This window comes from Burkholderia sp. AU33545 (assembly GCF_020419685.1).
Lineage (GTDB): Bacteria > Pseudomonadota > Gammaproteobacteria > Burkholderiales > Burkholderiaceae > Burkholderia > Burkholderia diffusa.
The window spans coordinates 714977-735837 of sequence record NZ_JAIZRQ010000004.1 but is presented as its reverse complement, the minus strand read 5'-3'; the positions used below and the strand labels follow the sequence as shown (position 1 = coordinate 735837).

Here is a 20861-nt window from a genome sequence, read left to right as displayed (position 1 = left end):
CAGGCATCCCCACCCTGCCAGCACCGCCCGGCGCCCACGCGGCCCTGCCGCGACGGCTACATACCCGATGCCCGCCCCGCACCGTCGAACACCGGCGCCAGCCCCAGATGATCGAGCAAGCGCCCAAACTCGCCAAGCCGCTGCCGCATGTACGCGGCGACGTCGACGTCCGCATAGTCGTGGAAGCCAGCCCCCGTGCGCACGCCGTCGCGCCCGGCTTCCATGTTGCGCACGACGCTGTCGGCCGGCGCAAAGCGCGGGCCGATTTCGCCGGCGAGATACGTCGACGCGTAGTACAGGATGTCGCAACCGCCCCAGTCGATGAACTCGAGCAGCCCGAGCACCGCGAAGCGCGGGCCGAAGCCGGTGCGGATCGCGGTGTCGATGTCCTCGGCGCTCGCGACACCCTCTTCCACCATGCGCACGGCCTCGTTCATCGCGAGCGCCTGGATGCGCGGCACGATGTAGCCCGGCGCCGGCCCGCAGATCACCGGCTTCTTCCCGACGCGTTCGAGCAGCGCGGCCAGTGCATCGACGACCCGTTGATCGGTCGCGCCGCTGCGGCTGATCTCGACGAGCGGCATCAGCAACGCCGGGTTCAGCCAGTGCGCGTTCAGCATCCGTTCAGGGTGTGCAACATGGCGCTGCAGCTCGGTGACGACGAACGTCGACGTCGTCGACGCGATCGTTGCGCGCGCATCGACATGCGCGCCCAGCCAGCGCAGCGCGTCGACCTTTGCATCGAGCACTTCGGGCAGCGCTTCGAACACGATGGCGGCGCCGCGCACGGCGTCTGCCGCGCCGTCTCGCGCGACCAGTGCGATACGCGCGACCACGGCCCTGGCCTGCGTGTCGTCGATACGCCCGAGCGCGACCTGCGCATGCAGCGGCCGCAGGATCTCGCCTCGCGTGCGATCCTCGAACACACGCCATCCTTGCGCGTCGCGCGGCTTGAAGTCGATCAGCGTCACGTCGAGGCCCGCGAATGCGAAGACGAGCGCTATCCCCTGCCCCATGCGTCCGGCGCCGAGCACGTGCACGCGCGTCACGTCGGTGGCGGGCGTCATGCGGCGTATCCCGCATCGAGCAGCGCGCGCATCGCATCGCGCGACAGGGCGGCAAGGCCGAACCCGTCCAGCGTACGGCCTTGCGCATACAGGTCGCGCCCGGTCACCGCCGACGCGACGCTCAGCAGCCCTTGCGCAACGGGTGTCGGCACGTTCGCCCAACGCCCGCACGACACGATGAACGACAGCCCGAGCCGGGTGTCCTCGAGCATGTAGCGATGCGTGCACAGATCGATCTTCTCGCGCCAGTCGCCGCTGTCGGTCAGCTTGCCGTGCGCGCCGCGCCCGTACATCCATTCGTCGCCGTCGGTCGCATAGTGGTCCGCGAGCGGGAAATGCGGCGCGCGATAGCCGAGTGCTTCGCGCACGGCGATGCGTTCTGCGTCGAGCGCGTTCGTCACGCGGCGGATCGACGGTTGCGTGCCTTCGTTGTGGATGTCCCACGCGTCGAAGTGTTCGAGCGGCCCGGCGTTCATCAGGATCAGCGGCGGGTGGATCACCGGGCCCGCATTCATCAGCGCGCCCGACAGCGCATCCTCGACCGGCTCGACCGGCGGATAGCCCGCGCGGAGCACGTCGAACGCCCAGCCGGCCGCGTTCGCGGGAAACACGCCGGTCGGCAGGCGCGTCGCATACGCGCTGATCACGACCGCGTTCTCGCCGTGCTTGCGCACCAGATACGGCAGCGTGCCCGTCTCCGCATACGCAACGCGCGCACGGTTGCCGGCGTCTGCCGCCGCGCGCACGAACACGAAGCTGCCGAACGTGCCGGGCGGCAGGAACACGACCTGGCCGTCCTCGAGCAGCGGCGCGACCTGCGCCGCGAGCGCGTCGTGCGAAACGGCCGGCAGCGGCACCACGACGAGCCGCGCGCCGCGCAGCGCGGCCGCGAGATCGTCGGTCAGGCGGATCACGCCAGGCGCGTCGCCGAGCGGCACCGCGCGCTTGCCGCGATAGTCGGTCACGTGCAACGCGCCGAGCTCGCGCAGCCGCGCATGCGGTTCGCGGTCGCGCCGCCACCACGTCACGTCGTGGCCCTTCTCGAACAGGTCGATCGCGGCCGCATGGCAGCCGTGGCCGCCGCCCAGTACACATACCTTCATCGTTGTCTCCCGGTGAGTGAATGGTTCCGAGACTACGCGGTGGCGCATATCGCGTCGCTTCGAAACGCGCAACGGCACGCCCGTTCGCGCAACGCAATCGCAACAACACGCACGCCGCCACGCTCACGCATCCAATACGAGGCCACCATATGGATATCGCGCTCTCCCGACATGCGCCGAACCGGCTCGGCACGCTGCATGCGCCCGACGAAGTCGAACGCGCGGTCGCGCACCGGCTCGGGCCGCACCGGATGGCCGCGCGCGGCCGCGACCCGTTTCATGCGGAGCTGTATGAGGTGCCGCTGCATCACGGCGCGCTGCTCGAACTCTGCTACGGCCGCGAAACGCGCATCGATTTCGGCGACGATGCCGATCATTTCCTGTTCCGGCTGACGCTGTCGGGCGCGTGCGAACTGCGGGCCGGCGATGGCGTCGCGCGGGCGGGCCCGGGCCAGCTGACCGTGTCGTCGCCGGCGCGCGCGAGCCGCCTGTGCACGAGTCCCGATTGCCGCAACCTGGTGCTGCGACTCGAACGCGGCGCACTCGAACGCAAGCTGCGGGACATGCTGCACGCGACGCTCACGCGGCCGCTGCAGTTCGATCTCGCTGCCGGCGGCAACGGCACGGGCGTCGCGCTCGTACTGCCGACCTTCGAATACCTGTGCCGGCTCGGCGCACAGCCGCACATCGGCGCGTCGACGACGACGTTCGGCGCCGATCTCACCGCTTGGCTGATGTCGCTGCTGCTCACGCACCTGCCGCATTCGTACAGCGCTGCGCTGGCGCGCGGCACGCCGCCGCTGCCGGCGCACGTGCGCCGCGCATGCGACCACGTCGACGCGCATCTGGGGGATCCGCTCGCGCTCACCGCGCTGGCAGCCGTCGCGGGCGTCGCGCCGCGCACGCTGCAGCACGCGTTTCACGCGTTCCTGAACACCACGCCGGCCGCATACGTGCGCGAGCGCCGGCTGGCCGCGGTGCACGCCGCGCTGGAGCGCGGCGACGCACGCAGCGTGACCGACGTGCTGATCGCGCACGGCATTCATGGCTTCGGCCATTTCGCGAAGGCCTACGCTCGGCGTTACGGCCACGCACCTTCCGTCACCGCGAGGCAAGCACGATGACGCATTCCGCCACCGGCCGGCCGCCGGCCCGCCATGAAGCCGCGCCGCACGACGCGGACGCGCCCGACGGCCTGCGCGTGCAGGACCTCGACCTGAATCTGCTGAAGACGTTTCGCGCGGTCTATACGGAGCGGCATGTCGGCCGTGCGGCGTTGCGGCTCGGCGTCACGCAGCCGTCGGTCAGCTACGCGCTCGGCCGGTTGCGGCTGATGTTTCGCGACGCGCTGTTCGTGCGCACCGGCACCGGCGTCGAGCCGACGCCGCGCGCGCAACGGCTCGCCGTGTCGGTCGACAAGGCCCTCGCGATCCTGCAAGACGTGCTCGACGAAGGCTCGCGGTTCGTGCCAGACAGCACGCAGCGCGTGTTCCGGCTACACATGAGCGACTTCGCGGCGAGCGCGTTCCTGCCGACGCTGCTCGCGGAATTCGACCGGCGCGCACCGGGCGCGGTGATCGAGACGCTGCACGTCGACGAATGCCAGCTCAACGTCGCGCTCGAATCGGGCCGCATCGATTTCGCGCTCGGACATTTCGCGGACGCGTCGAGTCACTTCCAGCGCACCGCGCTGCTGCACGAGCGCTGCGTGCTGCTGATGCCGCGCCGCACCGCGCAGCGCGTCGCGCTGCCCGACGATTTCGTGCTCGACGGCGACGCGCCGGACACGCTGCGCTTCGTCGCGGTGTCCACGCATCCGCAGTCGATGCAGTTGCTCGTGCGGCACGGACTGATGCCGCGCGTGCGTGCGGCGCTCCCCGACTTCATGGTGGTGCCTGCGTTGCTCGAACAGGGCGACTATGCGCTGATCCTGCCGGAAACGATCGCGATCACGTTCGCCGCGCGGCAGCCGTGCGCACTGTACGAGATCGCCGGTGCCGGCGAGTGGGCGGTCAATGCGTACTGGCACCGGCGCTTCGATGCGGACCCGGGCCATCGGTGGCTGCGTGCGCTGCTGCTGGAGTTGTTCGATATCGGCCGGCAGGCGCCGTTCGATGCATGGCTCGCGCCGCAACCACCCGCCTGCGCGTAGCGGCGCAGGCGGACAGGGCCAGCCGTCGGCGGTCAGAACGACGTGAGGATGCCCGCGACGATCGAGCTGGCGGTCGCGCCGGGCTTGGCGACCGCGACGCCGCCGCCCGCCGCGCCGTTCACGACGAAGCGCGCATGCGCACCGTTGCGCACCATCGCGGCGCCCGTGTACAGCACCGTGCGCTTCGACAACGGATAGTCGAAGCGGATGCCGTACGAATCGGCGTTGCCGTCGCTGTCGGCCACCTTCCGGTAGTGGCCGATGCTCAGCAGCAGCGACGCGCGCCCGATCGGCACCGTCGCGCTGAGTTCCATCGTGTCGCTGTGAGGATACGCGCTCTGACTGTCGATCGCGGCCGCGACGTCCGGGCCGCCGCGATGCCGCATGTACAGCGCAGCGATCTTCACGACGTCGAAGTCGTACGAGATCGCGCCGACCGTGTAGTTGCCGTTCGCGGCCGGGCTCGTGTCGCCGAGCGCGGGTGCGGCGACCGGGCTGAACTTCTGCTGCATGTAGTCGACGTCGACCGACAACCCTCCGCGCACGTAGTTGAGGCCCGCGCCGTACGTGTCGCCGAGCGATGCCGGCCGGCCGGCCGCGCCGTTGGTGCCGCGCGCGGCCATCGCGCGCAGCATGAAGCCCGCATAACGCGGCGACGTGTAGCGCATCGCGTTGCGCACGCGCAGGAACGCGGGTCCGACGAAGTTGTTCGTCGCGTTGCCCCAAGCGAGGCCCGCGCCGAGGCCGGGCAGGCTGTACGTGACGAGCGTGGTATGCACGATCGTGTAGAGCTCGCCGAGCTGCACGCCACCGAACGGCCCCGTGATGCCGACCCAGGCCTCGCGGCCGAACAACGCGCTGCTGTTCGACAATGCGCCACTCGCCGCGTTGAAGCCGTCCTCGAGCTTGAAGATCGTCGCGTAGCCGCCGCCGAGATCCTCGACACCCTTCAATCCCCACTGCGATGCCCACAGGTTGCCGCTGCCCATGCGTGTCACGTGGTTCGGCCCGGCGTTCGCGTACTCGATCGCGGTATCGACGCGGCCGTAGAGCGTCACGCTCGATTGTGCGACAGCCGGCAGCGATACGCCTGCAAGCAGCGTGGCAGCCAGCATGGCAAGCGGTGCGGCAAGCCGGTCGGCTCGCCCGTTCGGATGGTTCATCTTGGTCGTCCCGTGGAGATTGCGGCGCCTGTCGGCATCGCGCCGCTTGATGTGAAGCGCATTCGCCGCGAAGGGCCAACGCTGCCGATCAAAAACGGGCCGAGTCTAGGAACGACAATTTCGGACGTCGACGCAATCCGCTCTATAACGCTTATAGATGTGCCGCATGATGCGCACGCGCCCCGCCGCACGCGCGCTGCGCGGCGCCCCGTGCGCACGGCCTCGGTGTTTTCTTTATCCGGGTCGGTAGATGTCCGTGTGGCGCGGCTGTCACTCCGGCTATGGCGGCCGAATTTGGCCGACTACGCTGCCTCTCCAATCGTGTCACCCGCACGCTTTCGCGCCGCGACGGCACCCGGCCCGCGAGGCCGGCGCCGCGCTTTTCCACCGCCCGCTCCTGGAGAATCCGCATGTCTGCACCCACGGCCCGCGCTGCCGACGGCAAGCGCTATACGTACGAATGGTATGTCGTCGTCATCTGCATGCTCGCGTATGTCTTTTCGTTCGTCGATCGCCAGGTGCTCGTCCTGATGATCGAACCGATCAAGCGCGACCTGCATCTCACCGACACGCAGTTCAGCCTGCTCAACGGGTTCGCGTTCTCGCTGTTCTACGCGGTGATGGGGTTGCCCGTCGCGTATCTCGCCGACCGCTACGCACGTCCGCGCATCATCTCGCTCGGCATCGCGCTGTGGAGCGTCGCGACCGCCGCCTGCGGGTTCAGCCAGCACTTCGTGCAGATGTTCGTCGCGCGGATGGGCGTCGGCGTCGGCGAGGCCGCGCTGTCGCCCGGCGCGTATTCGATGCTCGCCGACTATTTCCCGAAGGAGAGGCTCGGCCGCGCGATCGCCGTGTATTCGCTCGGCTCGTTCATCGGCGGCGGCGTCGCGTTCCTGATCGGCGGCTACGTGATCGCGCTGCTCAAGCACGCGAGCGCGTTCACGCTGCCGGTCGTCGGGCAGGTGCATGCGTGGCAGGTCACGTTCCTGATCGTCGGGCTGCCGGGGATTCTCGTCGCGCTGCTGTTCGCGGCCACCGTGCGCGACCCGCAGCGCAAGGGGCTCGCGCAGGATCGCTCGGGCGCCGTGCGACGCGTGTCCATGCGCGACTCGCTGCGCTTCGTCGGCACGCATCGCACAACCTTCGCGTGCCACTACCTCGGCTTTTCGTTCTACGCGATGACGCTGTACTGCCTGCTGAGCTGGACGCCCGCGTTCTATATCCGCCGCTTCGGCATGACGGCCGTCGAAGCCGGCTACACGCTCGGCATCGTGCTGCTCGTCGCGAATACGGCCGGCGTGTTCTGCGGCGGCTGGCTCAACGACTGGCTGCTGCGGCGCGGCCGCACCGATGCGCCGATGCGTGCCGGCGCGATCGGTGCCGCATGCATGGCGATTCCCGCGACGCTGTTCACGCAGCTCGACAGCCTGCCGGCGTCGCTCGCGATGCTCGTCGTCGCGATGTTCTTCGCGTCGTTTCCGATGCCGACGTCGACCGCCGCGATGCAGACGCTCGCGCCGAACCAGATGCGTGCGCAGATCTCCGCGCTGTTCCTGCTCGTGTCGAACCTGATCGCGCTCGGTATCGGCACGACCGTGGTCGCGCTGTTTACCGATCGCGTATTCGGCGCGCCGGCCGCGGTCGGCCATTCGATGTCGATCGTCAACGTAGCGGCGGCCACGCTCGCCGCGCTGCTGCTGGCAGCCGGGTGCCGGCACTATCGCCGCAGCCTCGATCGCGAGCGCGGCCCTGCATCGGCAGCCGCGCCGCAGGCGGCCGAGGCTGCCAACGCGATCGCCGCCCGCTGAACATCGAGCGCAATCGGTCGCCCGGCCATCATCCATCTCACTGATTCAGGCATCGCTTTTTAATCGATTTGATTTATGCGATGCCTCTCCCTATTCTCGATCGCATGACGGCGCGGTGTCTGCCGCGCCGCGTGTTCCTCCTCCCCCACGGATTTACCCATGCAAGCGAACCGCCACCAAGTCCGGATCGACGCGCTGATCGACGCGGCGCAGGACATCCGCTGTTTCCGGGTTTCGCGCGTCGACGGCCAGCCGTTCGACGCATACGAACCAGGCGCCCATATCGACGTCACCACGCCGTCCGGCATCACGCGGCAGTACTCGCTGTGCGGCAACCCCGACGAGCGCGGCAGCTACCTGTTCGCGGTGAAGAAGGAAGCGCAGTCGCGCGGCGGCTCGCGTTCGCTGCACGACGACGTGACCGTCGGCGCCGAGCTGTCGATCGGCGCGCCGCGCAACCTGTTTCGTCTGACGGATGACGCAAGCGAGCACGTGCTGATCGCGGCCGGCATCGGCATCACGCCGCTGCTGTCGATGGCCTATGCGCTGCACAAGCGCGGCGCGCGCTACCGGTTGCATTACTTCGCACGCAGCCGCGAGCACGCGGCCTTCGTCGAAGAACTGTCGGCCGAACCGTTCGCGTCGCACGTGACGTTCCACTACGGCATCGAGCCCGATGCGCTCGCGGCCGAGCTGGGCCGCTGCGTCGAATCGGTCGATGCGCACGCACACGTCTATACGTGCGGCCCGGGGCCGTTCATGGATGCAGTCGTCGCGGCAGCCGCGACGCGCTTGCCCGACGATTCGATTCATCTCGAACGCTTCGCTGCCGAACCGGCCGCCGTCGGTGCGGACCATGCCGGCGCCGGCCCCGCACACGGCTTCGAAGTGCGCCTGCAGCGCAGCGGGCAGTCGGTACGCGTCACGCCCGACACGTCGATCGTCGACGCGCTCGCGCGGATCGGCATCGAGGTCGATACGTCATGCGGCGAAGGCGTGTGCGGCACCTGCATGGTGCCGGTGCTCGACGGCGAGCCCGATCATCGCGACCACTGCCTCAGCAAGGCCGAGCGTGCAAGCAATACGGTGATCTGCTGCTGCGTGTCGCGTGCGCGATCGGCGGTGCTCGTCCTCGATCTCTGACGCATTGATGCACGGATAAACCGACATGCGGGCGCGCACGCGCCGCGCAGCCGTCACGCGTCGAACCGCTCGACGATCTCGGCGAGCAGCGCACGCATCCACGCGTTGCCCTCGTCTTCGTGGAAATGCTCGTGCCAGTGCATCGTCACCGGCGCGGGCGGCAGCGTGACGGGCAGGTCGTACAGCCGGAACGCGTTATCGCGGTTCAGGATCTGCGCGAGCCGCTTCGGCAGCGTCGCATAGAGATCGGTGACCGACAGCACGCTCGGCAGCGCGACGAAATGCGGCACTTCGAGCGCGATGTTGCGGCCCACGCCCTGCGCGCGCAATGCGTCGTCGAGCGCGTGATGGCTGTGCTCGACCGATTTCACGTTGACGTGCGCGGCGCGCACGAACTGGTCGAGGCTCAGCGCGGCGCCGCCTTGCAGCCCGCGCCGACGGCCCGTCATGCAAACGTAGGTCTCCTCGAACAGCACCTGGTGACGAGTGCGCGGCATCAGCTCCGGCAGGTTGCCGATCGCGAAATCCAGCCGGCTCGCGCGCAACGCTTCCTCGATCTCCTCCACCGGCAGCGGCTGCACGCTCAGCGTCACGCGCGGTGCACGCTCGCGCAGCGCCTGGCAGATCGCCGGCAGGTACGCCATCTCGCCCGCGTCGGACAGCGACAGCCGGAACGTGCGCGTGCTGGTGGCCGGATCGAAGCGCTCCGCGTAGCGCAGCGCCACACGCACCATGTCGAGCGCCTTGCCGACGATGCCCGCGAGTTCGAGCGCGACCGGCGTCGGCTGCATGCCCGCGCGCGTGCGCACGAACAGCGGATCGTCGAACAGCGTACGCAACCGGCCGAGCGAATAGCTGACGGCCGGCTGCGACAGCGCGAGCCGCTCGCCGGCCTTCGTCAGGCTGCGCTCCTCGACGATCGCCTGGAATACGCGCAGCAGGTTCAGATCGAGATGATCGACCGATGTCATGACCGCCTCCACTATTCGTCCAATTGATGCGTGAACGCATTCTAAATCAGTGAAGCGGATTATTACGCGGGCGGCGAGAATTCGCCGTCAGGCTTCCGGCCGATGGAACATCTCGTGGATGACACCGCGCAGCCATGCGATGCCGGGGTCCGCCGCGAACTGCACGTGCGTGTGCATCTGGATCTCGATCGGCGGCAGCACGAACGGCAGCGGAAAGATCCGGAACGCGCGGCCGCGATTGAAACGCTCGGCGACGCTGCGCGGAAAGATGATCGCCAGATCGGTGTGCTGAACGATCTCCGGCGCGACGATGAAATGTGGCAACCGCAGCACGACGGTGCGCTCGACGTGCAGCTCGTCGAGCCACTTTTCGACCATGCGGTGGCCGGTCGCGTTGCTGCTCGCGTAGACGTAGCGCAGCGCGGTCAGGTCTTCCTGCGTCGGCGCGCGCTTGCGCAGCGGGTGGCCCGCTCGAACCATGCATACGTGCTCGTCCGAGAACAGCGTCTCGCTCACGCAGCCGGGGCCCGGGTCGGGCACGTAGCCGAGCGCGAGATCGATCTCGCCGCTGCGCATCGCGGCGCCGACCGCCTCGACCGCCGCGCTCGCGATCTCGACGTGAATGCCCGGCGCGACTTCCGCGAGCTTCGCGAGCAGCGGCGGCAGGAAATAGAACTCCGACATGTCGGACATCGAGAGGCGGAACGTGCGGCTGGCCGTGGCCGGATCGAAATGCGCGACCTGTTGCACCGCGAGATCGATGATTCCGAATGCCCGCGTCAGCGGGCCGTGCAGCTGGCGCGCCACGTCGGTCGGCGCCATGCCGGCCGGCGTGCGCACGAACAGCGGATCGTCGAAGAGATTGCGCAAGCGCCGCAGCGCGTGGCTGACGGCCGGCTGTGTGAGCCCGAGCCGCTCGCCGGCCACGGTGAGGCTGCGCAGCTCCGAAATCGCGAGGAACACCCGCAACAGGTTGAGGTCGGTGACGACCGGATGGGATTTGGTCATGGCGCTCGCAAGCCGCGGCGGGGGCGCGTCGGCACGACCGGCAAGCGGTCACGCGACGCGGCGCAGACTACTCGGCCGATGTTATCTCAAAACTTTCGCTCGCCATCGGGAAATGCGGCGTCGCGCCCGAAAACGGCGGCAGCGCATCGAAATCGCTGCGCATCAGCAGGCGGACCGGCGACGCCAGCGCGTGCGCCAGTGCATCGGCATCGTCGAACACGACCTTATTGCGTTGCATCGCGTGCGCACGCGGCGCCGGCAGCGCGCTCCGGTAATCGACGCGCGTGTAGATCTCGATCGCGCGGATGCCCGGCAATTGCGCCATCAGCGGCGGATGACGATCGAGGTAGTGCGACAGCCACGCGTTCGGATCCTCGGCCTCGCCTTCATAGCTGACGAGGAAGGTACAGCTTCGCGCGCCCGGGCCCATACCCGGGCCCGCCACCGGAATCCGGCGCACGGCCATCGCCTGCTGCGCGACGCGCCAAGCTGCCGCCTGCCATCGCACCATGCAGGCGTATGCGGCGCCCGTCGGCGCAAGCGTCGCTTCGAGCGCGTCGAGCTCGGCGAAATAGCCTTGCAGCACGCATGCGGGCGATGGCGGCCGCGCCACGGGGTCGGCACGGTCGGCGGCCAATGCGACGGGCCGATGGACGACCAGCCGCTCCAGCCCGGGCGTGGCGCGCAACGCCGCCACGGCATCGCCGATGCCGGCCAGCGGCACGTCAGCGGCGGCATCGGTGCCATGCTCGACGATCAGGAACAGGCAGACTTCCATCCGTCACCCCGCCTGCGCGGCCAGCGGATGCGCGAGCCGGTGGAACGCGCGGCCGAAGTAGATCAGCCCGTCGGCCGCCGCGTGCAGCGCGATGTGATCGACCTCGACGAACATCACCGAATGCGAACCGACCGACTTGCTGTCGATGATGCGCCCTTCGAGGCTGACGTTCGCATCGGCCAGCACCGGCACGCCGGTTTTGCCGTCCAGCCAGCGCGTGTCGTCGAAGCGCGTATCGCCCGGCGCCGGCGTCATGCCTGCGAACGTCCTCGCGACCTCCTGGCACGCGGACGGCAACAGGTTGATCGCGACGCGCCCGTTGCCGCGCATGATGTCGTGCGCGCGGCTGCCGCGGTTGATGCACACCAGCATCGTCGGAGGCATATCGGTCACCGAGCAGACCGCGCTCGCGGTGATGCCCCAGCGGCCGTGCGCACCGTCGGTGGTGACGACATTGACGCCGGCCGGCAGGCGCGACATCGCCTCGCGAAAATCCTGGCGGACGTCGCATTGGATCGTTGCTTCGTTCATCTTGTGCTCCTGCTGCGAAGAATCGGCGCGGTGCCGATCACGGGTACGGCGTAACGGGTACGATGCCGGCAAACACGGCGCCGGAGCCGTCGTAGGTCGCCTCGCCGAGAAACGCGTGCTGCGTGACCACGATCGAATCGCGCACCAGCTGCTGCAGCCGGTTCTCGCGATAGATCGCGGCCGTGCCGGCAAGCTGGTAGGCCTGCATCACGACCTTCGCGCACACCTGCGCGGCATGCGTCGCGCTCAGGCGCAGCAGGTTCGCCTGCTGCGGCGATACGGGCCGGCCAGCGGCCAGCGACGCCCACGCGGCTTCCGCCGTCTCGTAGAAAAACGCCCGCGCACTGCGCCAGTCGGCCTCGGCCTTCGCAAGCCCTTCGCGGTAATACGGACGATCGGCGAGGCGCGGCGCGCCGGTGGTCGTCTTCGTCGCGCCCGACATCGCGGTGAGCAGGTCCAGCGCGGCGCGCGCGATGCCGACGTTCACGGCCGCATGCACCTGCGCCTGGTACGCGACCGCCGGATAGCGATACAGCGGTTCGTCGACGGTCGGCTCGCCGCCGCGCACGAACGTCCAGGCTGCGTCGACGAACCGGTCGTTCAGCGCCAGGTCGTGACTGCCGGTGCCCTGCATGCCGACCACGTGCCAGTTCTCGACGATCTCGACGTCCTCGGCGCGAAACACGGCCGTGAACGGCTTGCCCGGCGCGCCGCCGTCGGCCGGCGCACCGCCGATGCCGACACCGATCCAGTCCGCCCCCTTGCAGCCGCTCGCGAAGCGCCAGCGGCCCGTCACGCGGTAGCCGCCCGGTGCGGGCCGGGCCGGCTGCAGCGGGTAAAGCCCGCCCGCGAACACCTGGTCGGGGCCGTCCGCGTAGATCGTGCGCTGCGTGTCGAGCGGCAGCGCGGCGAGATACGTGTTGGCCGAGCCGAATGCCGCGACCCACGCGGCCGAACCGTCGGCGATCGCGATCCGTTCGAGCATCGCGAGAAATACGTGCGGCGGCAGCGCGTCGCCGCCGAAGCGCGCCGGCGTGCCGGCGCGGAAGATGCCCGCGCGTTTCATCATCGCGATCACGTCGCGCGGCACGTGCGACAGCCGGTCGAATTCGTCGCGCCGGCGTTCGACCTCGGCGATCACCGTATCGAGAGGCAAAGGTGACCGGTCGGCCGGTTGCGGCGGCACGGGCACGTCGGGCACGACGGCACGGATGGCGGAATGAGCTTGCATGGTGATGTCCTGAAAAGGCGAAAGGTATGGAGGAAAGACGGTGCGACGGTCAGCGCGATCGGGCAGCATCGCGCATCGCCTTCGGATGGGTTTCCGGTGCGATGCAGGTTGCGACGACCGTGATTGCGCCGAGCAGCACGAGATAGATGACGATCGGCGTCGCGCTGCGGTAGTGCGCGAGCAGCGCGGTCGCGATCGCCGGCGACAGCCCGCCGCCGAGCACCGACGCGATCTCGCGACCGATTCCGAGCCCCGAGAACCGCAGGTGCACAGGCAGCAGTTCGCTGATGAACGCCGGCTGCGCGCCTTCGAGAATGCCGATCGCGATGCTGTTGGCCAGGAGCAGGGCGACGATCACGTGCGAGAAGCGGCCCGACTGCAGCAACGTGAAGTACGGATACGCGATCAGCACTACGGCGACGGCGCCGAGCAAGTAGACGGGCTTGCGGCCGATCCGGTCGGTCAGGCGGCCCGCGAGCAGCGTCACGGGAATCATCAGCAGCATCGAGATCACGAGCCCGCTCAGTAGCCACGATGCATCGAGACCGATGAACTTGCCGTACGCGAGCGAGAACGCGAAGAACAGATACGAGACCGCGCCTTCGCCGAACCGCAGCCCGAACACGGTCAGCACTTCGCGCGGGCATTCGCGCAGCACGTCGACGAGCGGCGTCGCGCTGGACTTCCGTGTCGACCGCGCATCGGCGAATTCCGCGCTCTCGCCGATCGAGCGGCGCATCCACAGGCCGAACCCGACGAGCACGATGCTCGCGAGGAACGGGATGCGCCAGCCCCAGCGCTCGACGTCGGCTGCCGGCAGCTGCTGCACGAGCAGGAAAGCGGCAGTCGACAGCACGAAGCCGAACGCCGCGCCGCACGGGCTCCATGCGGCGAGCGCACCGCGCCGGTCGGCCGGCGCGTTCTCGTGGATCAGCAGGATGCTGCCGCTCCATTCGCCGCCGGCGGCGAGCCCCTGCAGCACGCGCAGCAATACCAGCGCGACCGGCGCGGCGATGCCGATCTCGCGATAGGTCGGCAACAGCCCCATCCCGACCGTCGCCGTGCCCATCGTCAACATCGTCAGCATCATCACGGTCTTGCGCCCGTAGCGATCGCCGATGTGCCCGCACAGCAGCCCGCCGATCGGACGCGCGACGAAGCCGACCGTGAAGCCGCCGAACGCCGCGATCGTGCCGGTCAGCGGATCGCTGCCGACCGGAAAGAACAGCTTGCCGAACAGCAGCGCGGCGGCCGTCCCGTACAGGAAGAAGTCGTACCATTCGAGTGCCTGCCCGAGCACGGCGGTCGCGACCGCGCGTCGGACCGAACTCGTGCTGCGGGAAACGGGCAACGAAACCGCTGACAGGGGCGCTGGTGAGTTCATGGTGTGTTGGGGGATAAGTTCAGTTGTCCTGCCTGTCCGGCATCGGGTGGCAGGTCCGCGATCGAATCTGTTCACTGCGTCCGAATCACGATAAGAGCGCAGCGGAATGCGGTCAAATTCCCGCCAAAAATGATGAACATGAATCGCATGCATGGGCATGCCGTGCCGCGAGTCGCCCATCTAATTATCCATCGCGCTTATTTGATCGCCTTTTTTAGATCAATTTGACGGATGAGAACGCGACGACGAAACTGGTCCCGTTATCCGTGCGAGGTCCGCCCGACCGGACCCGTACTTCCTCGCGACTCTTTCCCCACGACGACGATGAGCGACATTTCCTACCAGACGATCGACACCCGCGCGCTGCACGGCTTCGCGCAGCCCGACCGCATCGCACCCGCGATGTATCACGATCCCGCGCTGTTCGAAGCCGAGCTCGACCGCATCTTCTACCGCACCTGGATCTGGGTTGCGCACGAAAGCGAGCTGCCGAACCCGGGCGACTTCATCACGACGACGATCGGCCGCCAGCCAGTGATCGTCGTGCGCGACAAGACCGGCGAGATCAACGTGCTGCAGAATCGCTGCCGCCATCGCGGCGCGACCGTGTGCGAATCGCACAAGGGCAACGCGAAAGGCTTCACGTGCCCGTATCACAGCTGGTCGTACGCGCTCGACGGCACGCTGCGCGCGCTGCCGTATGGCGACGGCTACGAAGGCGTGTGCGAGAAGGGCGACCTGCCGCTCGTGAAGCTGCGCGTCGGCGTGTACCAGGGGCTGATCTTCGCGAGCTTCAACGACGCCATCGAACCGCTCGAGGATTTCCTCGGCGGCGCGAAACCGTGGATCGACCTGTTCATGAAGCAGGGTGCAGGCTACCCGATCAAGGCGAACGGCGAGCACAAGTTCAAGTTCAAGGGCAACTGGAAGATCCAGCTCGAGAACACGACGGACCTCTATCACTTCCCCGTCGTGCACAAGTCGTGGATGAAGTCGATCGACGACGAGACGGCCGCCGCGATCACGAGCTTCATGACGAGCGAGGACGCGTTCTGCCGCGCGCTGGGCAACGGCCACAGCCTCGCGGTGCTCATGCCCGAACTGATCGATCTCGACGAAGACGACGGCGCGCCGCTGCCCGAGCGCTTCGCGCCGCTCGCGGCGAAGCTCGCCGAGCGCCACGCGCCGGACGAAGTGCGCCGCATCGTGCGCTCGCTGATGGGCGTCGGCTTCAACCTGAACCTGTTTCCGAACCTCGCGCTATCGATGGCGTTCTTCCGCGTGCTGCGGCCGATCTCGGCGAACGAGACCGAGATCCGCCACGTCGCGCTCGCGATGGACGGCGGCCCGGACGAGGCGAACCGCGAGCGGCTGCGCATCCACGAGCACTTCCAGGGCCCGTTCGGCTTCGGCAGCCCCGACGACGCGGAAGCCTGGGAGCGCGTACAGCGCGGCGCGCATGCGGGCCCCGACGTGGCGATCCTCGTGAACCGCGGGCTGAACCGCGAGACGACGGCCGCGAACGGCGAAAAGACCGCGCATGCCACCGACGAGACGGGCATGCGCGAGGCCTACCAGCAATGGCGAAAAATGATGGAGCAACAGTGATGGATGACCGCAACGCCCTTTTTTCCGAGCAGACCTTCGCCCGCGCGGTCGAATTCGTGTGGCGCGAAGCCGAGATGCTCGACCGTCGCGACTATCGCGCATGGCTCGACCTGTGGGATCCGGCCGGCCATTACGTGGTGCCGATCGATCCCGATGCGACCGACTTCGCGGCGACGCTGAACTACGTGTTCGACGACCATGACATGCGCGAGAAGCGCGTGCAGCGGATGCTGTCCGGCTATTCGGCGTCGGCGTCCGACGCGGCGCGCACGGTGCGCACCGTGTCGCGCTTCACGCTGGAAAGCGGCAGCGCCGACACCGTCGAGCTGAAATCCGCGCAGGTTGTCGTCGCATACAAGCGTGGCGTCGCGACACTGTTCGCGGCCAATGTCACGCACAAGCTGCATGTCGATGCGGACGGCGAGATGCGGATCGCGGAGAAGGCCGTGCGCCTGATCGACTCGACCGAAGCGCTCAGCGCGATCGGCTTCCTGCTGTAAGCCGCCGCCGGTTCACCGCCGAATCCGCAACGGTGAACCGGTCACCTTCACCTTTCCGGACGACCATGCCCACACTCGAAGTTTTCCTGCCGGCCGGCCACGACGACGCCTGCAAGGCCGAGCTGATTGCGCGGCTCAGCAGCGCGACCGTCGACGCGACAAGCGCGCCGATCGAATCGGTGCGCGTGCTGCTCACCGAATTGCCCGCGACGCATATCGGCCTCGGCGGGCGCACGGCCGCCGACGGCGCGCCGCCGTCGCTGCCGGTGATCGTCGCGATCCTGATCGCCGGCCGCACCGATGCGCAGAAACGCGCGCTGATCGCCGCGCTGTCCGACGCTGCCGCGAACGTGCTCGATGCGCCGTTGCAGGCAACGCGCGTGATGATCAAGGACATCCCGAACACCGACTTCGGGATCGGCGGGCAGACCGCGCGGGCGCTGGGGCGCTGACCGTGTGCCGCGCGTCGCTGCCCTGCCGTGACGCATGTGATGCACGCGATGCAGCGCAGCGGCTACGCGTGCGCTCCGGCGAGCGGCAGCGTCACGCGGCAGTCGAGCCCACCGCCTTCGGCCGGGCTCGCGCCGATGCGTCCGCCGTGGCGCGTGACGATGCTCTTGCACAGCGACAGCCCGATCCCGTTGCCGCCGGCCTTCGACGACGAGAAGCCGTCGAACAGCCGATCGTGCGCACCTTCGGCGATACCGGGTCCGTTGTCGATCGCGCGCAGCTCGGCGTGCCCGTCGACGTTCGCGGTGCCGAGCGTCAGCATGCACGGTGCGCGCTCGCAGCCGGCGAACGCCTCGATCGCGTTGAAGGCGAGGTTGAGCATCACCTGCCCGATCAGCACGCGCTCGCAGCGGATCGGCAGCGGCACATCGGCCTGCACGATCGTCACCGTCACGCCCGCCTCCTTCGCGCGCAGCTCGATGAAATACGCGACGTCAGCGAGGATCTCGCGCAAATCGGCGAGCGCGACGACCGGCTCGCGCTTCACGATGAACTCGCGCACGCTCTTGATGATCAGCGCCGCATGCTCGGCCTGCCGGTCCGCGCTGCGCAGGCCCCAGATCGCGTCGTCGACGGCCCCGCGCGCGTTCAGCCGCTGCACCGCGCCCTCGATGAAGTTGCGCACGGCCGCGAGCGGCTGGCTCAGCTCGTGCGCGATCACGCTCGCCATCTCGCCCATCGCGTTGTAGCGGCTCGCGTATTCGAGCATCCGCGCTTGCGCGCGCCGCGCATCCTCGATCGCCACTTCGTCGCTCACGTCGCGAAACTGCACGAGCAGCCCGTCGAGATCGCCTTCGATCTCGACCTGCCGGCACTGGATGCGCAGCCAACACGCCGAGCCGTCGCGCCGCACGATCCGGTAACGCTGCGGCTCGGACGGGCACGCGGACGGCGCATCGCGCAGCTGCGCGACGAGCCGGTCGCGGTCTGCCGCGCTGCAATAGTCGAGCACCTCGCCGAGCGCTTCGTCCGGCGCGAGCCCGAGCACGCGGCGGCCCGACTCGCTGATGAACTGCAAGCCGCCGTGCGGCGTCACGACCGCGATCCCTTCATCGAGGTCCTGCATGAACTCGCGCAGCCGTGCTTCGTAGCGGCGCAGTTGCTGGCGCACCGCTTCTTCCGCGCTGATGTCGCGGAACTGCACCATCACGACGTCGCGACCGCGCAGCGGCACGTAAGTGGCGGTCGCCTCCGACAGCATGTCGACGCCCGTGCGCGAGCGGTAACACCACTCGTACACCTGCGGCCCGTCGACGAGCGCGCGATCCCACGCACTCACGGCGATCTCGCGCTGGTATTTCGGTTCAGGACGCGTCATGTCCGGCGCCTTCAGCGGCAGCAGTTCCTCGACGGAAAAGCCGAGCGCGATGCACGCTGCGCGATTCGCCCACACGATCGCCTTGGTATGCGCGTCGTGCAGCAGCACGCAGGTGGTCAATGCGTCGAGCAGCCGGTGGAAATCGTCTTCGTCGGGAAAACTCATGATCGGATCCGGATGAAGGCACGCGGCGTCGCGCGGCCGGATGTCCAACATAGCACCGGCGTGCGCGGCCCGCATCTGAAGATTTCTTTAGCCCGGCACGGAGCGACACCAGTCACGCAGCCCTACGCACCAATTGCTGCGTGTTTTCGGCGTTTCTAGACTAGGTCCATGCCGTGTCCATCCCCGCAATCGAACCCCATCCCCAGGAGACAGCCATGCCCAATGCCGCCCTCGCCATCGACGCCGTGCCCCCCTCGCCGCATGCGGTCCGCGAAGCGGCCGCACGTATGTCGCCGCTCGACGCGGTGATCGAGACCGTCGCCGCGCGCCGCGACGAGTTCGACCGCCTGTCGCATGTGCCGCGCGACGTGATCGCGCTGTTCAAGGAGGCCGGCATCTATCGCGCGGGCACGCCGCGCCGCTTCGGCGGCGATGCGCTCGCGCCCACCGCGTTCCTCGGCATGATCGAGCGGATCGCGACCGCCGACGGGTCGGCCGCGTGGGTCGCGAGCTTCGGCTCGGCCAACGCCTATCTCGCCGCGCTGCCGCTCGCCACGCAGGCCGAGCTGTACGCGAGCGGCCCCGACCAGGTGTTCGCGGGCGGGCTGTTCCCCGTGCAGCCGGCGCAGGCGGCACCCGGCGGCTGGCGCGTAACGGGCACGTGGAAGTTCGCGAGCGGCTGCAAGGGCGCCGACTGGCTCGGCGTCGGCATCGCGGTGCCCGGCGCGCAGGATGCCGCGCCGAACAAGCCCCGCACGGCCGTGTTCCGTGCCACCGAAGTCGAGATCGTCGAGAACTGGAGCGTGGTCGGCATGCAGGGCACGGGCAGCCACGACCTGCGCGTCGACGACCGCTTCGTGCCCGAAGCGTGGACCTTCGTGCGCGGCGGCGAGGCGACCGTCGACGAGCCGCTGTACCGCTATCCGACCGTCGCGTATGCGGCGCAGGTGCTCGCCGTGGTCAACCTCGGGCTGGCCCGCGCGGCGCTCGACGTCGCGAACCGCATGTCGGGCGGCCGCCAGACGACCACCGGCGCGCCGCGCCTCGCCGATCGCGCGTATTTCCGCATCGAACTCGCGAAGGCCGAGGCACAGCTGCGCTCGGCGCGCGCGTTCTTCTACGACGCGACCGACTCGGTCTGGCAATCGATTCTGGCCGGCAACCCGGTCACGCCCGAGCAGGTCAGCCTGCTGAGACTCGCCGCCACGCATATCGCACGCGAAGGCGCGAGCGTCGTCGAGCGTGCGTACCGCCTCGGCGGCACGGCCGCGATCTATCGCACGCATCCACTGCAGCGCCTCTTGCGCGACGCGATGGTCGTCACGCAGCACGCGTTTCTCGGCGAAGGCAACTTCGACGGCGCGGGCGCGGTGTTCACCGGCGTCACGCCGTTTCCCGGCTATCTGTAATCCGCGTCGATTCGCATCGATTCGCATCAACGCCGCTCGACGCATTCTTCAGGAGAACCTGTCATGTCCGATTCGAATCCGCTGCCGCTGCGCGTGCTGTTCTGCTGCGGCGTGTCGCAAAACTTCTTTGACCTGCCGCGCGAGAAGATCGGCGAAGTGTGGCAAGCGTATGGCGCGATGCTCGCCGCCGTCGAGGCGATGCCCGGCGTGCGCGTGCTCGGCGTGATGGATGACGACCGCCTCGTGGTCGGCCAGGCCGACGGCGCGCCGTGGACGTTCTACATCATGGCCGACGTCGCCGACTTCGACACGACGGTCGCGGTCTGCAACCTGTACCGCACGACGCCGGTCGGCGAATACAACCTGTGGCGCTATGGCAAGATCGAGGCGCGGGTCGGCCGCGCGCTGACCGTGCCGCCGGCCGCGAAACCCGCAGCGTGAGGCGCGCGATGACCGGCCCCGATTCTTCGCGCTCGATCGCGGCGCTCGAAGCGCTTGAACGGCGCGTGGCGGCGCTCGACGCCGAACGCGCGGTGCGCGCGACGATCACGCGCTACATGGCGCTGTGCGACGTGCCCGAGGACGCCGGCGACGGCCCGGCGCTCGCTGCGCTGTTCACGGCCGACGCGGTGTGGGAAGGCATCGGCCCGCAGTACGCGCGCAAGTTCGGCCGCCTAGAAGGCACGGATGCGATCGTCGCGATGCTGCGTCGCTATCTGCCGCCCGATCCGCATTTCGCGGCGAACCTGCACTTCCTGACGTCGGAGTCGATCGACGTCGGCGCCGACCATGCGAGCGCACGGGGCCGCTGGATCATGCTGCAGGCGTCGCGCTACGCGGACGGCGCGGCGGAGCTGATCGCCGCGCGGCTGAGCGTCGACTTCGCGCCGGCCGAAGGCGGCGCGACCTGGCTGATCCGCCATTTCCGCACCGAGCGCGTGCTCGACGGCCCGTGGCCACTCGCCGCCGCGCAGCAATCCTGAACCCTTTCACTCCGCTCCCACGCCATCGC

20 protein-coding genes are annotated in these 20861 nt (G+C 68.7%); 10 read left to right on the top strand and 10 right to left on the bottom strand.

Translation table 11 applies throughout. The annotated features are described in order from the left end of the window. Nucleotides 1-56: 56 nt before the first annotated feature. Together LGM71_RS17300 and LGM71_RS17295 are read right to left on the bottom strand one after the other, a co-directional pair. Nucleotides 57-1067, bottom strand: coding sequence for a 3-hydroxybutyryl-CoA dehydrogenase (locus LGM71_RS17300; RefSeq protein WP_226115502.1), 1011 nt, complete (start codon nt 1065-1067; stop codon nt 57-59). After that, nucleotides 1064-2170 (bottom strand): NAD/NADP-dependent octopine/nopaline dehydrogenase family protein, encoded by a 1107-nt coding sequence (locus tag LGM71_RS17295; protein ID WP_226115501.1) that lies wholly within the window; start codon nt 2168-2170, stop codon nt 1064-1066. The genes LGM71_RS17300 and LGM71_RS17295 overlap by 4 nt, the downstream gene beginning before the upstream one ends. Nucleotides 2171-2319: 149 nt before the next feature. Between LGM71_RS17295 and LGM71_RS17290 the strand changes: the two genes are divergently transcribed. Both LGM71_RS17290 and LGM71_RS17285 read left to right on the top strand, forming a co-directional pair. Continuing rightward, the gene (locus LGM71_RS17290) at nt 2320-3294 is read left to right on the top strand and encodes an AraC family transcriptional regulator (RefSeq protein ID WP_226115500.1); all 975 of its coding nucleotides are present in this window, start codon (nt 2320-2322) and stop codon (nt 3292-3294) included. Beyond that, nucleotides 3291-4322, top strand: coding sequence for a LysR family transcriptional regulator (locus tag LGM71_RS17285; protein ID WP_226115499.1), 1032 nt, complete (start codon nt 3291-3293; stop codon nt 4320-4322). Before LGM71_RS17290 ends, LGM71_RS17285 begins: the two co-directional genes overlap by 4 nt. Nucleotides 4323-4354: 32 nt before the next feature. Here LGM71_RS17285 and LGM71_RS17280 read toward each other — a convergent pair whose 3' ends face one another. Beyond that, nucleotides 4355-5485 (bottom strand): porin, encoded by a 1131-nt coding sequence (locus LGM71_RS17280; RefSeq protein ID WP_226115498.1) that lies wholly within the window; start codon nt 5483-5485, stop codon nt 4355-4357. A 410-nt stretch (nt 5486-5895) separates the two neighbouring features. On the opposite strand from LGM71_RS17280, the gene LGM71_RS17275 reads away from it, so the two are divergent. Continuing rightward, nucleotides 5896-7293, top strand: coding sequence for a spinster family MFS transporter (locus LGM71_RS17275; protein WP_226115497.1), 1398 nt, complete (start codon nt 5896-5898; stop codon nt 7291-7293). 159 nt (nt 7294-7452) lie between these two features. After that, a complete protein-coding gene (locus tag LGM71_RS17270) occupies nt 7453-8436 on the top strand; it encodes a PDR/VanB family oxidoreductase (RefSeq protein WP_226115496.1) in 984 nt (327 codons plus the stop codon). 53 nt (nt 8437-8489) lie between these two features. On the opposite strand, the gene LGM71_RS17265 is transcribed toward LGM71_RS17270, so the two are convergent. The 6 genes from LGM71_RS17265 to LGM71_RS17240 form a co-directional block, all read right to left on the bottom strand. Further along, on the bottom strand, nt 8490-9407 hold the full coding sequence (locus tag LGM71_RS17265) for a LysR family transcriptional regulator (RefSeq protein ID WP_226115495.1): 918 nt from the start codon (nt 9405-9407) through the stop codon (nt 8490-8492). A gap of 87 nt (nt 9408-9494) precedes the next feature. Further along, complete coding sequence (locus LGM71_RS17260) at nt 9495-10415, bottom strand: LysR family transcriptional regulator (protein WP_226115494.1); 921 nt, start codon at nt 10413-10415, stop codon at nt 9495-9497. Nucleotides 10416-10482: 67 nt separating this feature from the next. Next, complete coding sequence (locus LGM71_RS17255; RefSeq protein WP_226115493.1) at nt 10483-11193, bottom strand: ethyl tert-butyl ether degradation protein EthD; 711 nt, start codon at nt 11191-11193, stop codon at nt 10483-10485. A gap of 3 nt (nt 11194-11196) precedes the next feature. Next, nucleotides 11197-11724 carry a flavin reductase gene (locus tag LGM71_RS17250; protein ID WP_059601279.1) on the bottom strand — a complete coding sequence of 176 codons (528 nt, stop codon included), beginning with the start codon at nt 11722-11724 and terminating at the stop codon, nt 11197-11199. A 37-nt stretch (nt 11725-11761) separates the two neighbouring features. Further along, nucleotides 11762-12955, bottom strand: coding sequence for an acyl-CoA dehydrogenase family protein (locus LGM71_RS17245; protein WP_174909002.1), 1194 nt, complete (start codon nt 12953-12955; stop codon nt 11762-11764). A gap of 49 nt (nt 12956-13004) precedes the next feature. Further along, a complete protein-coding gene (locus LGM71_RS17240; RefSeq protein WP_124620843.1) occupies nt 13005-14339 on the bottom strand; it encodes an MFS transporter in 1335 nt (444 codons plus the stop codon). 324 nt (nt 14340-14663) lie between these two features. On the opposite strand from LGM71_RS17240, the gene LGM71_RS17235 reads away from it, so the two are divergent. The 3 genes from LGM71_RS17235 to LGM71_RS17225 all read left to right on the top strand — a co-directional run bounded on the left by LGM71_RS17235 (nt 14664) and on the right by LGM71_RS17225 (nt 16899). Further along, nucleotides 14664-15947 (top strand): aromatic ring-hydroxylating oxygenase subunit alpha, encoded by a 1284-nt coding sequence (locus LGM71_RS17235; protein WP_226115492.1) that lies wholly within the window; start codon nt 14664-14666, stop codon nt 15945-15947. Continuing rightward, nucleotides 15944-16447, top strand: coding sequence for an aromatic-ring-hydroxylating dioxygenase subunit beta (locus tag LGM71_RS17230; RefSeq protein ID WP_226115491.1), 504 nt, complete (start codon nt 15944-15946; stop codon nt 16445-16447). The genes LGM71_RS17235 and LGM71_RS17230 overlap by 4 nt, the downstream gene beginning before the upstream one ends. Nucleotides 16448-16512: 65 nt before the next feature. Continuing rightward, entirely contained in the window at nt 16513-16899 is a 387-nt protein-coding gene (locus LGM71_RS17225) for a tautomerase family protein (RefSeq protein ID WP_059601269.1), read from the top strand. A 62-nt stretch (nt 16900-16961) separates the two neighbouring features. Here the strand turns inward: LGM71_RS17225 and LGM71_RS17220 are convergent, their stop codons facing one another. Continuing rightward, nucleotides 16962-18515: an ATP-binding protein gene (locus LGM71_RS17220; protein ID WP_226115490.1), complete on the bottom strand. Its 1554-nt coding sequence runs from the start codon at nt 18513-18515 to the stop codon at nt 16962-16964. Nucleotides 18516-18655: 140 nt separating this feature from the next. Here LGM71_RS17220 and LGM71_RS17215 point away from each other — a divergent pair, with 140 nt between their 5' ends. The 3 genes from LGM71_RS17215 (at nt 18656) to LGM71_RS17205 (ending at nt 20832) form a co-directional block, all read left to right on the top strand. Beyond that, nucleotides 18656-19849, top strand: a complete 1194-nt coding sequence (locus LGM71_RS17215; RefSeq protein WP_226115489.1) for an acyl-CoA dehydrogenase family protein — start codon at nt 18656-18658, stop codon at nt 19847-19849. 63 nt (nt 19850-19912) lie between these two features. Beyond that, nucleotides 19913-20290: a hypothetical protein gene (locus tag LGM71_RS17210; RefSeq protein ID WP_011356094.1), complete on the top strand. Its 378-nt coding sequence runs from the start codon at nt 19913-19915 to the stop codon at nt 20288-20290. Nucleotides 20291-20298: 8 nt separating this feature from the next. Beyond that, nucleotides 20299-20832: a nuclear transport factor 2 family protein gene (locus tag LGM71_RS17205; protein WP_226115488.1), complete on the top strand. Its 534-nt coding sequence runs from the start codon at nt 20299-20301 to the stop codon at nt 20830-20832. The last annotated feature ends 29 nt before the right edge of the window (nt 20833-20861 follow it).

Excerpts from the sequence above, each read along its gene's own strand:
- LGM71_RS17300 (WP_226115502.1), bottom strand. The coding sequence starts at position 1,067 with ATGACGCCCGCCACCGACGTGACGCGCGTGCACGTGCTCGGCGCCGGA.
- LGM71_RS17295 (WP_226115501.1), bottom strand. The coding sequence starts at position 2,170 with ATGAAGGTATGTGTACTGGGCGGCGGCCACGGCTGCCATGCGGCCGCG.
- LGM71_RS17290 (WP_226115500.1), top strand. The coding sequence starts at position 2,320 with ATGGATATCGCGCTCTCCCGACATGCGCCGAACCGGCTCGGCACGCTG.
- LGM71_RS17285 (WP_226115499.1), top strand. The coding sequence starts at position 3,291 with ATGACGCATTCCGCCACCGGCCGGCCGCCGGCCCGCCATGAAGCCGCG.
- LGM71_RS17280 (WP_226115498.1), bottom strand. The coding sequence starts at position 5,485 with ATGAACCATCCGAACGGGCGAGCCGACCGGCTTGCCGCACCGCTTGCC.
- LGM71_RS17275 (WP_226115497.1), top strand. The coding sequence starts at position 5,896 with ATGTCTGCACCCACGGCCCGCGCTGCCGACGGCAAGCGCTATACGTAC.
- LGM71_RS17270 (WP_226115496.1), top strand. The coding sequence starts at position 7,453 with ATGCAAGCGAACCGCCACCAAGTCCGGATCGACGCGCTGATCGACGCG.
- LGM71_RS17265 (WP_226115495.1), bottom strand. The coding sequence starts at position 9,407 with ATGACATCGGTCGATCATCTCGATCTGAACCTGCTGCGCGTATTCCAG.
- LGM71_RS17260 (WP_226115494.1), bottom strand. The coding sequence starts at position 10,415 with ATGACCAAATCCCATCCGGTCGTCACCGACCTCAACCTGTTGCGGGTG.
- LGM71_RS17255 (WP_226115493.1), bottom strand. The coding sequence starts at position 11,193 with ATGGAAGTCTGCCTGTTCCTGATCGTCGAGCATGGCACCGATGCCGCC.
- LGM71_RS17250 (WP_059601279.1), bottom strand. The coding sequence starts at position 11,724 with ATGAACGAAGCAACGATCCAATGCGACGTCCGCCAGGATTTTCGCGAG.
- LGM71_RS17245 (WP_174909002.1), bottom strand. The coding sequence starts at position 12,955 with ATGCAAGCTCATTCCGCCATCCGTGCCGTCGTGCCCGACGTGCCCGTG.
- LGM71_RS17240 (WP_124620843.1), bottom strand. The coding sequence starts at position 14,339 with ATGAACTCACCAGCGCCCCTGTCAGCGGTTTCGTTGCCCGTTTCCCGC.
- LGM71_RS17235 (WP_226115492.1), top strand. The coding sequence starts at position 14,664 with ATGAGCGACATTTCCTACCAGACGATCGACACCCGCGCGCTGCACGGC.
- LGM71_RS17225 (WP_059601269.1), top strand. The coding sequence starts at position 16,513 with ATGCCCACACTCGAAGTTTTCCTGCCGGCCGGCCACGACGACGCCTGC.
- LGM71_RS17220 (WP_226115490.1), bottom strand. The coding sequence starts at position 18,515 with ATGCGGGCCGCGCACGCCGGTGCTATGTTGGACATCCGGCCGCGCGAC.
- LGM71_RS17215 (WP_226115489.1), top strand. The coding sequence starts at position 18,656 with ATGCCCAATGCCGCCCTCGCCATCGACGCCGTGCCCCCCTCGCCGCAT.
- LGM71_RS17210 (WP_011356094.1), top strand. The coding sequence starts at position 19,913 with ATGTCCGATTCGAATCCGCTGCCGCTGCGCGTGCTGTTCTGCTGCGGC.
- LGM71_RS17205 (WP_226115488.1), top strand. The coding sequence starts at position 20,299 with ATGACCGGCCCCGATTCTTCGCGCTCGATCGCGGCGCTCGAAGCGCTT.